Below are 12,883 nucleotides of genomic sequence, written 5' to 3'. Positions count from 1 at the left end.
GGCGGTCCAGCGGCATTCGCGCTGCTGCTCCACAGCAAAGTTTGGCTTTGCCGCGCAATCGAATTCCATCCCCCTTCCGCCGCGGGAGGCTGGTAGAGGCACATGCCTGAAGCGACGCAGCCGTAAGGCGGGGTCGTGATCGGGTTTGACGGTTGGTGCGATCCAGGTGCCCGCATCGCGTAACGTCGGATATGCCAGGCTGCTAGATCGCTGTGGCCAAGGATGGAGACGATGAATGCAGCTGGAGGCGGCGGCGAGCCGGGGGGCGCTGATGGATCATCTGGTGCGGATCGCCGGCGTGGCGGGCGACGTGATCTGGGATCATTTCCTCGCCAGTGTCGCGCATGACCTGAAGCATGATGGCAGCCCTGTGACCGCGGCGGACCGTGATGGCGAGCGCGTCATCCTCGACGGATTGCAGGCGGTCGTGCCGGAAATACCGATCGTCGCCGAGGAAGAAGCCGCCGCCGGCCGCGTACCCGAAGTGGGTCCGGCATTCTTTCTGGTCGATCCGCTGGACGGCACGAAGGAGTTCATCAAGCGCGGGACCGACTTCACCGTGAACATCGGCCTGATCGAGCACGGCGTTCCGACCATGGGTGTCGTCTATGCGCCCGCTCGCGATCAGCTTTACTGGGGCGACGTGACCGCGGGCACGGCATTCACCGCGCCGCGCCTACCGCATGGCGAAACGGGCGATGCGACGCCGCTGGCAGTGCGGCCGTGCGAAACCAACCCACGTGCGGTCGCGTCCGCGTCGCACTGCACGCCGCAAACCGAAGCGTGGCTGGCGGATGCCGGCGTGCAGGAGCGCGTTTCGATCGGCTCGTCGCTCAAATTCGTGCTGATCGCGAGCGGGGCGGCGGACGTCTATCCGCGTCCGGCGCCGACGATGGAGTGGGACACCGCTGCTGGCGACGCGATCCTGCGCGCCGCCGGGGGGCGGGTGCTCGATCTCGACGGCGCGCCACTACGCTATGGCAAGGCGCGCTTCTTCAATCCCGGCTTCGTCGCCACCGGCACCTATCAGCCGGCGGCGCTGCACCCCTATCTCCAGACGGACAAATCCCAGTGACTTCGATGAACCACCTCGCCCGGCTCGAGGCCGAGAGCATTCATATCCTGCGTGAGGTCGTCGCCGAGGCCGAGCGTCCGGTGATGCTCTATTCGATCGGCAAGGACAGCGCGGTCATGCTGCACCTGGCCAAGAAAGCCTTCTACCCCGCGCCGCCGCCATTCCCGCTGCTGCACGTCGATACGACGTGGAAGTTTCGCGACATGTACGACCTGCGCGAGCGCGCGGCGCGCGAGGCGGGAATGGAATTGCTCGTCTATCGCAACCCCGAGGCGGAGGCGCGCGGGATCAACCCGTTCGATCATGGCGCGCTGCATACCGATCTGTGGAAGACCGAGGGGCTGAAGCAGGCGCTCGACAAATACGGCTTCGACGCGGCATTCGGCGGCGCGCGGCGCGACGAGGAAAAGAGCCGCGCCAAGGAACGCGTGTTCAGCTTTCGCACCGCCAACCATCGCTGGGACCCCAAGAACCAGCGGCCCGAGCTGTGGCGCCTCTATAATGCGAAGAAGGCGAAGGGGGAGAGCATGCGCGTCTTCCCGATCTCGAACTGGACCGAACTCGACATCTGGCAATATATCATGGCCGAGGGGATCGAGATCGTGCCGCTCTATTTCGCGGCGCCGCGCCCGACCTTCGAATGGGAAGGCCAGCTGTTCATGGCCGACGATGTCGAGCGGCTGGAGCGAGTGCTGGGGCGCAAGCTCGACTTGACGACCCGTTCGATCCGCTTCCGCACGCTCGGCTGCTTCCCGCTGACCGGCGCGGTCGAGAGCGAGGCCAAGACCTTGAGTGACGTCGTGCAGGAAACGCTGCTCACCACCACCAGCGAGCGGCAGGGCCGCGTGATCGACAAGGATGCCGGCGGCGCGGGCATGGAGAAGAAGAAGCAGGAGGGGTATTTCTGATGTCGTCCGCCTATCGCCCCGACGCGCTGATCGCGACCGATATCGACGCCTATCTGGCCCAGCATGGCGACAAGTCGCTGCTGCGCTTCATCACCTGCGGCAGCGTGGATGACGGCAAGTCGACGCTGATCGGCCGGCTGCTCTACGATAGCAAGATGATCTTCGAAGATCAGCTCGAAGCGCTTCAGGCCGACAGCAAGCGCGTCGGCACGCAAGGGCAGGAGATCGACTTCGCGCTACTGGTCGATGGCCTTGCCGCCGAGCGCGAGCAGGGCATCACGATCGACGTCGCCTATCGCTTCTTCGCGACCGAGAAACGCAAGTTCATCGTCGCCGACACGCCCGGGCACGAGCAGTATACTCGCAACATGGTCACCGGCGCCTCGACCGCCGACCTCGCCGTCATCCTGATCGATGCGCGCAAGGGCATGCTGACCCAGACGCGGCGGCACAGCTACCTCGCGCACCTGATCGGCATCCGCCACATCGTGCTGGCGGTGAACAAGATGGACCTGGTGGGCTATGACCAGGCGGTCTTCGACAAGATCGTCGCCGACTATCGCGAGTTCGCGACCGGCATCGGCATCGACGCCTTCACCGCCATCCCGATCTCGGGCTTCAAGGGCGACAACATCACCGCGCTCAGCGAAAACACGCCGTGGTTCGCCGGCCCTGCGCTGATCGAGCATCTCGAGACCGTGCCGGTCGGAGCGGCTGACCACGCACGGCCGTTCCGCATGCCGGTGCAATGGGTCAATCGCCCCAATCTGGACTTTCGCGGCTTTGCCGGGACGGTTGCCGGCGGTTCGATCAAGCCGGGCGATCCGGTTCGCATCCTGCCTTCGGGTCGCACCAGCACGGTCAGCCGGATCGTCACGTTTGGCGGCGACCTTGCACAGGCCGGACCCAACCAATCGGTCACGCTGACGCTCGCCGATGAAGTCGATTGCTCGCGCGGCGACGTGATTGCCGCCGCCGACGCCCCGCCGCAGGTTGCCGATCAGTTTCAGGCGACGATCGTCTGGATGGATCAGGAGGACCTGCTGCCAGGCCGCGCCTATTGGCTCAAGCTCGGCACGCAGACGGTGAGCGCGACGGTCCAGCCGCCGCGGCACACGATCGACGTCAACACGATGGCGCAACTGTCGGCCAGGACGCTCGGCCTCAACGACATCGGCGTCGCCGAAGTCTATACCGACCGCGGCATCGTGTTCGAGCCCTATGCCGACAGTTCCGACCTTGGCGGCTTCATCCTGATCGACAAGCTGACCAATGCGACGGTCGCCGCCGGCATGCTCAACTTCTCGCTCCGCCGCGCGCAGAACGTGCACTGGCAGGCGGTCGACCTCGATCGCAATCACCATGCCGGCATGAAGAACCAGCGCCCGGCGGTGATTTGGCTGACGGGGCTTTCAGGCGCGGGCAAGTCGACGATCGCCAATCTGGTCGAAAAGAAGCTGGCGCGGATGAACCGCCACACCTTCCTGCTCGATGGCGATAATGTGCGGCATGGCCTCAACCGTGATCTCGGTTTCACCGACGCGGACCGGGTAGAGAATATCCGCCGCGTGGGCGAGGTCGCCAAGCTGATGACCGATGCCGGCCTCATCGTGATCGCGGCGTTCATCAGCCCCTTCCGCGCCGAGCGCGACATGGTCCGCGCGATGATGGCGCCGGGCGAGTTCCTGGAGGTGCATGTCGACACCCCGCTGGCAGACGCCGAAGCACGCGACGTGAAGGGCCTCTATGCCAAGGCCCGCGCCGGCGACCTGCGCAACTTCACCGGGATCGACAGCCCCTATGAAGCGCCGCAAGACCCAGAAGTCTATGTCGACACCACCCGCCTGACCGCCGAACAGGCGGCCGAATTGATCGTCGAAAAGCTGATCGGGCCAGGCTGAGCGGGCGGTGCCTCAGGTGGCGGGCGCGACGCTCATTGCAGATTCACGAACGCGCCGCCGTCGACGAGCAGCGCGGCGCCGGTGACATAGCGCGCAAGGTCCGAGGCGAGGAAGATGATCGGTCCGGCAAGGTCATCGGGCTTGCCCAGGCGGCCGAGCGGCACGCGGGCCGCCATCCGCTCGCGCTTGTCGAGGTCGGCCAGATCGTCCTTGTTGATGTCGGTCAGGATCGTGCCGGGAAGCACCGAATTGCACCGGATGCCGTGCTTGCCGAGCGCGATCGCGGCCGACTGCATGAGCGAATGCACACCCGCCTTGGTCGGCGTATAGTGAGTCTGGTACTCGCCGCCGACCAGTGCCGAGATCGACGAGACCGCCACGATCGCGCCGCCATCGCCCTGCTTCACCATCTGGTTGGCGGCTGCCTGGACCATGTAATAGGCGCCGTGCAGGTTGACGCGGAACGTGCGGTCGACCGTCTCGGCCGGCATGTCGAGAAAGGCATGGAAGGGGCAGATGCCCGCATTGTTGACGAACACGTCGACACGGCCCAGCGCCTCGACCGAACGGGCGATGAAGTCCTGCGCCGTCGCCGGGTCAGCCACGTCCCCCTTGATTGCCACGCCCGTGCGGCCCAGCGCCTCGATCTCGGCGACGCAGGCGGCGGCACCGGCATCGTCCGAATGATAGTTGATCGCCACATTCGCGCCGTGACGTGCGGCACCGATCGCCGCGGCGCGGCCGATCCCCGCCGATGCGCCGGTCACCAGCACCGTCTTTCCCTCAAGCAACATCGTCGTCTCCTTCAATCGGGGCGCGCCAGCCAAGTTCGCGGCTGATCGCATGCGCGGCAGCCTTCACCTCGGCGCTTAAGTCTTCCATGCGCGTGTCTGCCATATATTGCGCCGCGCTGGACACGCTGATCGCGCCGACGATGCGGCCGGTGGCGTCGCGCAACGGTGCCGCGACGCAGCGGATCTGGTCTTCGTTCTCCTCCAGGTCATAGGCGCGACCGGCCGCGACATAGCCGCGCATCCGTTCTTCCCACAGCGACTGATCCACGGCCGGCGTCCCGGTCGATTGATCGCGCTTCAGGCGTTCGCGCCATAGGTCGATACGATCGTCGAGCATCAGCGCCTTGCCCAGGCCAGTCGATGTCAGCGGCTGGCGATCGCCGACGCGGCTCGAAATGTTGATGCGGCGCTGGCCGGGCACCTTGTCCAGGTACAGCGCTTGATCGCGATCGAGAATGCCGAGGTGGACGGTGTCGCCGGTGCTTTGCGCCAGCTGTTCGAGATGGCTGCGCGACACCTGGGTCAACTGAGTTTGGTCCTGCGCCAGATGGCCGAGCTCGAGCAGCTTGGGGCCAAGCCGATAGCCGTCGCGCGAGACGGCGCGCAGATAGCCACGTTCGACCAGGCTGGCGGCCAGCCGATAGGCGGTGCTGCGGCTCAGGCCAGAGCGCTTCGATATCTCGGCGAGCGTGAGCGACCCGCTCGCAACCGCTTCCATCACGTCGAGGCCGCGCATCAGGGTCTGGCTGCCCGCACCGGCCGTCGTTTCGTTCATGCGGGCATGCTCATCGTCCCACCTTATAGGCGGCTGATCAGTATTTGAAAATAGACGGTTCAGTCGGCTCCGGAGTAGCGTCCAGCGCCTGCCGAACATGAGCGACGATCAGCGTCGCGCTGGATGCACGACGTACGCACCCAACGCATGCCGAACCGTACAGTTCGGGAGCGCTCCATTCCGGCTGGGTCGCAGGTTGCCCCTGATCGAGGTCAGGGGCTGAGTTTCGAGTGGAACTGCCATCGCCTGCGACGAATGGCGGATCGAAGCGTCGTCCATATCGGTTGATCCTTCGGGCGGGGCTTTTCAGGAGAGAAGCCATGAACGAGCGTGACCAGAACAGCGATATGGGTCGCGATCAGAACCAGCAGCGCAGCCAGGGCATGGAGCGTCAGCAGGGGCAGCAGAACCAGCAGCAGGATGCCGGCCAGCAAAGCGGCGGACAGGCATCGGGCTATGGCGATGGCGGTGACCAGCAGCAGAATCAGCAGCGCAACCAGGGTATCGACCAGCAACAAGGCCAGCAGAACATCAATCAGCAAGGCGGCGGCGAAGCGGGCGCCAGCCAGGGCAGCACCGGTGGCATGGACGAGGACCAGCTGGGTCTGGGCGAGCAGGATGGTCAGCGCAATATGGGTGGGTTCAGCCCTGACGAGCGCTGAACCAGTGGCATGACAGGGAAGCGGGGGCCACGTGCCCCCGCTTCTTTTTGTGGTTCATTCGTAAGGTGACGTGTCGACCTCGCCCGCATAGTCGCTGAAGCGCGTGATGTTCGATTCGAATTTCAGCGTCACCTTGCCCGTCGCGCCGTGGCGCTGCTTGGCGATGATCAGCTCGGCCAGGCCATAGACGCGCTCCATGTCGAGTGCCCATTTGGCGTGATCCTCGAACGTTTTGGGATCGTCGCCCTCGCGCGGCCGCTTGGGTTCGCGCGCCGCGACGTAATAGTCCTCGCGGAACACGAACCACACCATGTCGGCGTCCTGCTCGATCGAGCCGGATTCGCGCAGGTCCGACAGCATCGGGCGCTTGTCCTCGCGGCTTTCGACGGCACGGCTGAGCTGCGAGAGCGCGATCACGGGAACGTTGATATCCTTCGCCAGCGTCTTCAACCCGCGGCTGATCTCCGAAATTTCCTGAACGCGGTTGCCGTCGCGGCTGTTGCCGGATCCCTGAAGCAGCTGAAGATAGTCGACGATGACGAGGCCGAGCTCGCCGTCATGCTTCGACTGCAGACGCCGCACCCGGCTGTGCAGCGCGCTGATCGTAAGGCCCGCTGTGTCGTCGATATAAAGCGGCAGCTGTTCCAGATCCGCCGCAGCTGCGGCGAGCTGGCCGAACTCGGCCTTGCTGATGTTGCCCATGCGCAAGGCTTCGGAGGCGATCTTCGATTGTTCCGACAGGATGCGCATCGCCAGCTGGTCGGCCGACATTTCCAGGCTGAAGAAGGCGACCTTGGCACCGATCGACTGTTTGGGCGGGATGCCCAGGCGGATATCGTCCATCAGCCGGCGCGCGGCATTATAGGCGATGTTGGTGACCAGCGAGGTCTTGCCCATGCCCGGACGGCCAGCGAGGATGATGAGGTCGCTGTGGTGCAGACCGCCGATCCGGCCGTTGACCGAATCGAACCCGGTGGTGACCCCTGCGACGCCGCCGCCCGCGCTCTGCGCCTTCTTGGCCATTTCCAGCGCGATCTTGGTCGCTTCGTTGAACGACTTGACCGTGTTCGCCGTCCCGCCATCGGCCGCGACCTTGAAGAGCGCTTCTTCGGCGCGGTCGATCTGCTCGCGCGGGTTCACGTCCTCGCTGGTATCCAGCGCCTTTTCGACCATGTCGCGGCCGACCACGACGAGCTCGCGCAGCAGGGCAAGGTCATAGATCTGCCGCGCGAACTGCCGGGCCCCGATCAGTCCGGCGCCGGATCCGGTCAGCTGGGCGAGATAGGCAGGCCCACCCAGCTGCGCCATGCCCTCGTCCTTTTCGAACAGAGGCTTGAGCGTCACCGGCGTCGCCAGCATGTCGCTCTTTCGCAGCGTCTTGATCGCCTTGAAGATGCGGCCGTGCACCGGCTCGAAGAAATGCTGGTCCTGGATCACCTCGACGATGTCGTCTGCCAGGCGATTGTCGATCATCATCGCGCCGAGCAGCGCGGCCTCTGCCTCGACATTCTGGGGCAAACGCGGGGCGGCATCCGCCGCAGCGGTGGGGAAGGGGGCGATGGTGGCCATGGTTCACTCTTAACAGGGCGTCGCGACGCCGGAATGTCGGGCAGCTGTGTATAACGTGGACGGGGTTCGCGCTACCGTCGCCGACACGCAAAATCGGTTCCCGTTTCGGCGCGGGATGCGTAGATACGCGCGATGGCCGACCCCCGGATCATCGATGTCACGCTGGACGAGCGCACGATTCTGTGGCGATCGGCCGATATCGAGCAGGAGCGGCGCATCGCGATCTTCGATCTGATCGAGGAGAACAGCTTCGCGCCCCAACGTGCCTATCCCGACGGCTATGCCGGCCCCTACCGCATCGCGCTGTCGGTTCAGGAAGGGCGGCTGGGACTTGAGATCAAGCGCGAGGACGACAGCCATCTCGAGACGCTGATCCTCGGGCTGGCGCGGTTCCGGCGGCCGATCCGGGATTATTTCGCAATCTGCGACAGCTATTTCCAGGCGATCCGACAGGCGACCGCTCAACAGATCGAGACGATCGACATGGCGCGGCGCGGCATCCATGACGAGGCCGCCCGATTGCTGATGGAGCGGCTGGAGGGCAAGATCGCGATCGATTTCGCCACGGCGCGCCGGCTGTTCACCCTGATCTGCGTGCTGCACATCAAGGCATGAAGTCGTTACGTATCCTGGGCGGGCTGGCGCTTGCGATCGCCGTGCTGAGCGCCACGGGCTGGGGCTATGCCGGCGGCTGGACGCCGCCGCGTGCCGACTATGCGGTGCAAGGCATCGACATCTCGGCGGAAAGCGGCGCGATCGATTGGGCGATGGTCCGGGCGCGCGATGTGGACTTTGCCTACTTGCGCGCGACGATCGGCGCGGATGGACGCGACCCGCGTTTCGCCGAACATTGGGCGGCGGCAGCGGATGCGGGTATCCGACATGGTGCGATCCATGTCTATTCGCTCTGCGCGACAGGCGGCGCGCAGGGCGGGGCCTTTGCCGCGGCCGTGCCGCGCGACCCGAGCGCGCTGCCCGCCGCGATTGACCTCGACTTTCATGCCGATTGCCCGGCCCGGCCGGCGCGCGACGTGCTGCTTGAAAACTTGCGCGAGGCTGCAGCGCTGATCGAGACACACAGCGGCAAGCCAGTGGTCCTGCGGGTATCGGCCGATTTCGAGCAGCGATATGGCATCAGCGAAGCAATTCCACGGTCGATCTGGGCGGCGCGCGACTTTATGAAGCCTGACTATACCGCGCGCCCGTGGCGCATGTGGCAGAGCAACCGCTTCCGCCGCGTCGATGGTATCGAGCGAGCGATCAACTGGAGCGTGGTGGCGCCATGAGCGGAGAACGAAACGAAGCTGAGGCGCTGCGGCTGATCGCGGCAGCGCGCACGGCGGCCGGCAATGCCCATGCGCCTTATTCGAACTTCGCGGTCGGCGCCGCGTTGCTGCTGAGCGACGGCAGCATCGTCACCGGCTGCAATTTCGAGAATGCGAGCTATGGCCTGTCGCTGTGTGCCGAGACCGTTGCAACCGCGCGCGCCAATGCCGAAGGCCGGCTGCGCGAAGTGACTGCGATCGGCATCATCGGCGGGATGATGCGCGATGGCGTCGCACGCGGCAGTGATCCGATTCGTCCCTGCGGCCGCTGTCGCCAGGTGCTGAACGAGGCGGCGCAGATGGGGGGTCGCGATCTGACGGTCTATTGCGCGGGTGCGGAAGGCAAGGGGTTCGAGACACACCGGCTGTCCGACCTGCTGCCGCACGCCTTCGGTCCGGCCGACCTGGGTATCGGCGGTTGATCTTGCGGCCGGGGCGCACGCTCGCCTAGACCGCTGTCCATGAGCATATTGTCCGACCGCTGGATTCGCGAACAGGCCCAGGATCACGGCATGATCGAGCCGTTCGTCGAGGCGCAGCGGCGGGAAGGCTGCATCTCCTACGGCCTGTCGTCCTATGGCTATGATGCGCGCGTATCGGACGAGTTCAAGATCTTCACGAACATCGACAGCGCGGTCGTGGATCCGAAGGACTTTGCCGCCAACAGCTTCGTCGATCGCCAGACCGATGTGTGTATTATCCCGCCCAACAGCTTCGCACTGGCGCGCACGGTCGAGTATTTCAGGGTGCCGCGCGACGTGCTCGTCATCTGCCTGGGCAAATCGACCTATGCCCGTTGCGGGATCATCGTGAACGTGACGCCGCTCGAGCCCGAATGGGAGGGGCATGTGACGCTCGAATTCTCGAACACCACGCCGCTGCCGGCGAAGATCTATGCCAATGAGGGCGCCTGCCAGTTCCTGTTCCTCAAGGGGAACGAGCCGTGCGAGACAAGCTATGCCGACCGTGCCGGCAAGTATATGGGCCAGCGCGGGGTGACGCTGCCGCGGCTTTGACGCGAGAATACTGTGCCGCGCCTTGCGGCCGAAAATCCAGTCTAGTTCCGGCGCGGCGAACCGCGGCTTCGCGGCGCGGTTAGCGTGCGGCCATCCGCGCCGAGTCGAGAAGACGCAGACCACGGTTCGCAATCAGGTGCGAAGGCGCGACCTGGCCATCGGCCACGTCCATCGCCACGGGCTCGAGCGAAAGAACGCGGTCGTACAATGCACGCGCGTCGCTCACCCGGCCGGTCTTGGCGTAGATCGCAGCGAGGTTGAGCAGCACTTCTGGCTTGTTCGGGAACACGCGCGCTTCGGCCGCGAGCTTGCGCTCGGCGGTCGCATAGTCGCCGCGCTGGATCGTGGCGTGAGCGTAGGGACCCTCGAGCCGCTCCGCCTGCGCGGCGGGCATGAGCGCGAGCGGGGCTGTAAGGGCGAGCGCTGCGACGATGGCACGCATGACATCTTCTCCCGTATGTTACAGTTCGATGACATGAAGCTGTCACCGATCCGGCACGGGCGCAAATGCGAATGTTGCACTTTGATGACAGAGCGGGCGGATCGCACCGGGCATCGCCATGAGGCCGACGAAGATTGCCGCCAGGCGGGACGGGCGAGGCCAAAAAAAGGGCGGCCGGAGCCGCCCCTATATCGTTCGATCCTGGATCAGGATCAGAAGTCGTTGCGATACTGCTCGTTGCCGACGAAGCCTAGCTTCGTGACCGAGGAACGCTTGATCGTCGCCAGTACGCTGTCGACGACCTCGTAACGTGCCTGCGGATCGGGCTGGAAGTGCAGCTCCGGCTCCGGGCTGATCTGTACGCTGGCATCGAGATACTGGCGCAGCGTGACCTGATCGACGCGGCTGCCGTTCCAGTAGATCAGGCCCTGCGGGTCGATCGTGATCTTGTTCTTTTGCGGCTCAACCGGCGGCGGGGTGTTCTGGCCCGTATTCTGGGGCAGGTCGACCTTCACCGCATGGGTCTGAGCCGGGATGGTGATGATGAGCATGATGAGGAGAACGAGCATGACGTCGATCAACGGCGTCGTGTTCATTTCCATCATCGGCTCGCCATCGTCTTTGCCGGCGCTCATTGCCATGACGTATTACTCCTGAACTTCGCTTACTGCGCGACAACCGGCTGGGAGATGAAGCCCACCTTGACGAACCCGGCGTTCTGCATCGTGTAGATCACGCCGCCGATGCAGCGATACGGCGTGTTGATGTCGCCGCGCACATGCACTTCGGGAATGTCTTCGGGCGTGATCGCGTCGCCCAGGCGATCGACAACTGCCTTCAGCTTGTCGGAACCGCGCTTCAGCAGATCCTCGCTGTTGATCGGGGTCTGGCCCCAGAACACTTCGCACTGACCGGTGGGGCTGGCGCGAACGGCGAGCAGCACGTTCTCCGGCTTGGTCTGAGTCGGGATGAACGCCACCTTCGGCAGTTCCAGCTGGACCGACTGAATGGCCACCGGAATCGCGATCAGGAAGATGATCAGGAGCACCAGCATCACGTCCACCAGGGGCGTGGTGTTGATGTCGGACATCGGTTTTTCTGCGGAGGAACCGCCTACACTCATCGCCATTGGCGCAATCCTATCTTTCGCATCCTGCTCCCGGGAACGAACCGGGATGCTGGCCGCGCGGCGATGGTCTCATCGCCGCGCGACCTTGGTCGTTCAGGCCTTGGCAGTCGTGGTCGCGGTGGTGCTGGTCACCGGCGGCTTGGCCGCCGGGGGAACCTTGGCACCCGACGCGGTCGGGCGCACGCGGCCGTCCGAAGCCAGATAGCCCAGCACGTCGTTCGAGAAGCCGCTCATCTGCTCGGCGATCGCCTTGTTGCGGCGCTGCAGCCAGTTGTAGGCAAGCACTGCCGGGACGGCGACGACCAGGCCGAGTGCGGTCATGATGAGCGCTTCGCCCACCGGACCGGCCACCGTGCCGATCGAAGCGTCGCCCGCTGCGCCGATCTTGATCAGCGCGCGGAAGATGCCGACGACGGTACCGAACAGACCGATGAACGGTGCGGTCGCGCCGACGGTCGCGAGGAACGACAGGCCGTTGCCGAGCTGCGAGTTGATTGCGTCTTCCGAGCGGCGCAGCGAGCCGTGCAGCCAGTCATGCGCTTCGATCGGGTCGGTCAGCTGCTTGTACTGATCCTGGGCCAGCAGGGCGTCGTCGACGATCTGGCGATAGGCCGAGTTCTTCTCGAGCTTCGCCGCGCCTTCGCGCAGGCTGGGGTTGTTCCAGAACGTGCTGCGGACGCGCTTGTACTGGTTGAGGATCTTCTGCTGCTCGAACACCTTGGTGAACAGGATGTAGAGCGAGAAGAACAGCATCACGGTCAGGATGATTGCGGTGCCCCAGGCGATGACGCCGCCTTCGTTCATGGCGTGCAGAATGTCGAAGTTCTGCGGCGGCGGCGGGGTTGCGGCAGCGGCACCGGCAAGGATGGTGGTCAGCATGTTGGGTCTTTCCTCTATCTAAATCGTCATGGTCTGCCGGGCCCCGGGGAGGGGGAACCCGGCGATTATACTTATTGTGGGATGCGCCAGGTGAACCGGCTCACGAACGGTGCCGGGATCTTGTTGCCATTCTCGTCCTCGGCCGGATTGAACCGGGCGCGCCGCTGAAGAAGGCGGCAGGCGGTCTGGTCGAGGAGTGACGAGCCCGAGGACGATGTAACCGTGCAGCTGGTCACGCGTCCGTCGGCAGCAACGTCGAGGCGGAAGCCGACGGTTCCGGCATCGCCCGAGCGCAACGCGGCGGGCGGATAGTCGTCGTCGGTCACCCAGCTTTGCGGCGAACCGCGCGGGGTCAGCTTCTTCGCAACCTTGGGCGGGGCCGGCGGCGGCGGCGGCCCCGCCCAAGGT

At 65.0% G+C, this 12,883-nt stretch carries 16 protein-coding genes; 8 read left to right on the top strand and 8 right to left on the bottom strand.

Annotated features, from left to right (window positions below; all coding sequences use genetic code 11):
- The first annotated feature begins 235 nt into the window (after window positions 1-235).
- The 3 genes from cysQ to cysN are packed head-to-tail and all read left to right on the top strand — an operon-like array spanning window position 236 to window position 3,884.
- The gene (gene cysQ, locus BFL28_RS08510; RefSeq protein WP_069320163.1) at window positions 236-1,075 is read left to right on the top strand and encodes a 3'(2'),5'-bisphosphate nucleotidase CysQ; all 840 of its coding nucleotides are present in this window, start codon (window positions 236-238) and stop codon (window positions 1,073-1,075) included.
- 5 nt (window positions 1,076-1,080) lie between these two features.
- Entirely contained in the window at window positions 1,081-1,983 is a 903-nt protein-coding gene (gene cysD, locus BFL28_RS08505; RefSeq protein WP_069320162.1) for a sulfate adenylyltransferase subunit CysD, read from the top strand.
- Window positions 1,983-3,884, top strand: coding sequence for a sulfate adenylyltransferase subunit CysN (gene cysN / locus BFL28_RS08500; RefSeq protein ID WP_069320161.1), 1,902 nt, complete (start codon window positions 1,983-1,985; stop codon window positions 3,882-3,884). The genes cysD and cysN overlap by 1 nt, the downstream gene beginning before the upstream one ends.
- Window positions 3,885-3,916: 32 nt before the next feature.
- Here the strand turns inward: cysN and BFL28_RS08495 are convergent, their stop codons facing one another.
- Window positions 3,917-4,678 (bottom strand): L-rhamnose 1-dehydrogenase Lra1, encoded by a 762-nt coding sequence (locus BFL28_RS08495; RefSeq protein WP_069320160.1) that lies wholly within the window; start codon window positions 4,676-4,678, stop codon window positions 3,917-3,919.
- The gene (locus BFL28_RS08490) at window positions 4,668-5,453 is read right to left on the bottom strand and encodes an IclR family transcriptional regulator (RefSeq protein ID WP_069320159.1); all 786 of its coding nucleotides are present in this window, start codon (window positions 5,451-5,453) and stop codon (window positions 4,668-4,670) included. The genes BFL28_RS08495 and BFL28_RS08490 overlap by 11 nt, the downstream gene beginning before the upstream one ends.
- A 320-nt stretch (window positions 5,454-5,773) precedes the next feature.
- Here BFL28_RS08490 and BFL28_RS08485 point away from each other — a divergent pair, with 320 nt between their 5' ends.
- Window positions 5,774-6,115, top strand: a complete 342-nt coding sequence (locus tag BFL28_RS08485; protein WP_069320158.1) for a hypothetical protein — start codon at window positions 5,774-5,776, stop codon at window positions 6,113-6,115.
- 54 nt (window positions 6,116-6,169) lie between these two features.
- Here the strand turns inward: BFL28_RS08485 and BFL28_RS08480 are convergent, their stop codons facing one another.
- Entirely contained in the window at window positions 6,170-7,684 is a 1,515-nt protein-coding gene (locus BFL28_RS08480; protein ID WP_069320157.1) for a replicative DNA helicase, read from the bottom strand.
- Window positions 7,685-7,816: 132 nt separating this feature from the next.
- On the opposite strand from BFL28_RS08480, the gene BFL28_RS08475 reads away from it, so the two are divergent.
- The 4 genes from BFL28_RS08475 to dcd are packed head-to-tail and all read left to right on the top strand — an operon-like array spanning window position 7,817 to window position 10,025.
- Window positions 7,817-8,299, top strand: coding sequence for a UPF0262 family protein (locus BFL28_RS08475; protein WP_069320156.1), 483 nt, complete (start codon window positions 7,817-7,819; stop codon window positions 8,297-8,299).
- Window positions 8,296-8,970, top strand: coding sequence for a GH25 family lysozyme (locus BFL28_RS08470; RefSeq protein ID WP_069320155.1), 675 nt, complete (start codon window positions 8,296-8,298; stop codon window positions 8,968-8,970). Before BFL28_RS08475 ends, BFL28_RS08470 begins: the two co-directional genes overlap by 4 nt.
- On the top strand, window positions 8,967-9,431 hold the full coding sequence (locus BFL28_RS08465; RefSeq protein WP_069320154.1) for a cytidine deaminase: 465 nt from the start codon (window positions 8,967-8,969) through the stop codon (window positions 9,429-9,431). Before BFL28_RS08470 ends, BFL28_RS08465 begins: the two co-directional genes overlap by 4 nt.
- Before the next feature lie 39 nt (window positions 9,432-9,470).
- Window positions 9,471-10,025: a dCTP deaminase gene (gene dcd, locus BFL28_RS08460; RefSeq protein ID WP_069320153.1), complete on the top strand. Its 555-nt coding sequence runs from the start codon at window positions 9,471-9,473 to the stop codon at window positions 10,023-10,025.
- Between the two features lie 79 nt (window positions 10,026-10,104).
- Here the strand turns inward: dcd and BFL28_RS08455 are convergent, their stop codons facing one another.
- The 5 genes from BFL28_RS08455 to BFL28_RS08435 form a co-directional block, all read right to left on the bottom strand.
- Complete coding sequence (locus BFL28_RS08455) at window positions 10,105-10,467, bottom strand: tetratricopeptide repeat protein (RefSeq protein WP_069320152.1); 363 nt, start codon at window positions 10,465-10,467, stop codon at window positions 10,105-10,107.
- 212 nt (window positions 10,468-10,679) lie between these two features.
- On the bottom strand, window positions 10,680-11,108 hold the full coding sequence (locus BFL28_RS08450; RefSeq protein WP_069320151.1) for an ExbD/TolR family protein: 429 nt from the start codon (window positions 11,106-11,108) through the stop codon (window positions 10,680-10,682).
- Between the two features lie 23 nt (window positions 11,109-11,131).
- Window positions 11,132-11,596 carry an ExbD/TolR family protein gene (locus BFL28_RS08445; RefSeq protein WP_069320150.1) on the bottom strand — a complete coding sequence of 155 codons (465 nt, stop codon included), beginning with the start codon at window positions 11,594-11,596 and terminating at the stop codon, window positions 11,132-11,134.
- 93 nt (window positions 11,597-11,689) lie between these two features.
- Window positions 11,690-12,475, bottom strand: a complete 786-nt coding sequence (locus BFL28_RS08440) for a MotA/TolQ/ExbB proton channel family protein (protein WP_069320149.1) — start codon at window positions 12,473-12,475, stop codon at window positions 11,690-11,692.
- Window positions 12,476-12,546: 71 nt separating this feature from the next.
- The coding region (locus BFL28_RS08435) for an energy transducer TonB (RefSeq protein ID WP_131818620.1) at window positions 12,547-12,883 on the bottom strand (337 nt) is incomplete at its 5' end.

Origin of the sequence: Sphingomonas turrisvirgatae (assembly GCF_001721295.1) — a bacterium.
GTDB classification, from domain to species: domain Bacteria; phylum Pseudomonadota; class Alphaproteobacteria; order Sphingomonadales; family Sphingomonadaceae; genus Sphingomonas; species Sphingomonas turrisvirgatae.
This window is presented reverse-complemented; position numbering and strand designations above follow the sequence as displayed.

What these genes read in the sequence shown, in the direction of transcription:
- cysQ (WP_069320163.1), top strand. Translation starts at nt 236, where the DNA reads ATGCAGCTGGAGGCGGCGGCGAGCCGGGGGGCGCTGATGGATCATCTG.
- cysD (WP_069320162.1), top strand. Translation starts at nt 1,081, where the DNA reads ATGAACCACCTCGCCCGGCTCGAGGCCGAGAGCATTCATATCCTGCGT.
- cysN (WP_069320161.1), top strand. Translation starts at nt 1,983, where the DNA reads ATGTCGTCCGCCTATCGCCCCGACGCGCTGATCGCGACCGATATCGAC.
- BFL28_RS08495 (WP_069320160.1), bottom strand. Translation starts at nt 4,678, where the DNA reads ATGTTGCTTGAGGGAAAGACGGTGCTGGTGACCGGCGCATCGGCGGGG.
- BFL28_RS08490 (WP_069320159.1), bottom strand. Translation starts at nt 5,453, where the DNA reads ATGAACGAAACGACGGCCGGTGCGGGCAGCCAGACCCTGATGCGCGGC.
- BFL28_RS08485 (WP_069320158.1), top strand. Translation starts at nt 5,774, where the DNA reads ATGAACGAGCGTGACCAGAACAGCGATATGGGTCGCGATCAGAACCAG.
- BFL28_RS08480 (WP_069320157.1), bottom strand. Translation starts at nt 7,684, where the DNA reads ATGGCCACCATCGCCCCCTTCCCCACCGCTGCGGCGGATGCCGCCCCG.
- BFL28_RS08475 (WP_069320156.1), top strand. Translation starts at nt 7,817, where the DNA reads ATGGCCGACCCCCGGATCATCGATGTCACGCTGGACGAGCGCACGATT.
- BFL28_RS08470 (WP_069320155.1), top strand. Translation starts at nt 8,296, where the DNA reads ATGAAGTCGTTACGTATCCTGGGCGGGCTGGCGCTTGCGATCGCCGTG.
- BFL28_RS08465 (WP_069320154.1), top strand. Translation starts at nt 8,967, where the DNA reads ATGAGCGGAGAACGAAACGAAGCTGAGGCGCTGCGGCTGATCGCGGCA.
- dcd (WP_069320153.1), top strand. Translation starts at nt 9,471, where the DNA reads ATGAGCATATTGTCCGACCGCTGGATTCGCGAACAGGCCCAGGATCAC.
- BFL28_RS08455 (WP_069320152.1), bottom strand. Translation starts at nt 10,467, where the DNA reads ATGCGTGCCATCGTCGCAGCGCTCGCCCTTACAGCCCCGCTCGCGCTC.
- BFL28_RS08450 (WP_069320151.1), bottom strand. Translation starts at nt 11,108, where the DNA reads ATGGCAATGAGCGCCGGCAAAGACGATGGCGAGCCGATGATGGAAATG.
- BFL28_RS08445 (WP_069320150.1), bottom strand. Translation starts at nt 11,596, where the DNA reads ATGGCGATGAGTGTAGGCGGTTCCTCCGCAGAAAAACCGATGTCCGAC.
- BFL28_RS08440 (WP_069320149.1), bottom strand. Translation starts at nt 12,475, where the DNA reads ATGCTGACCACCATCCTTGCCGGTGCCGCTGCCGCAACCCCGCCGCCG.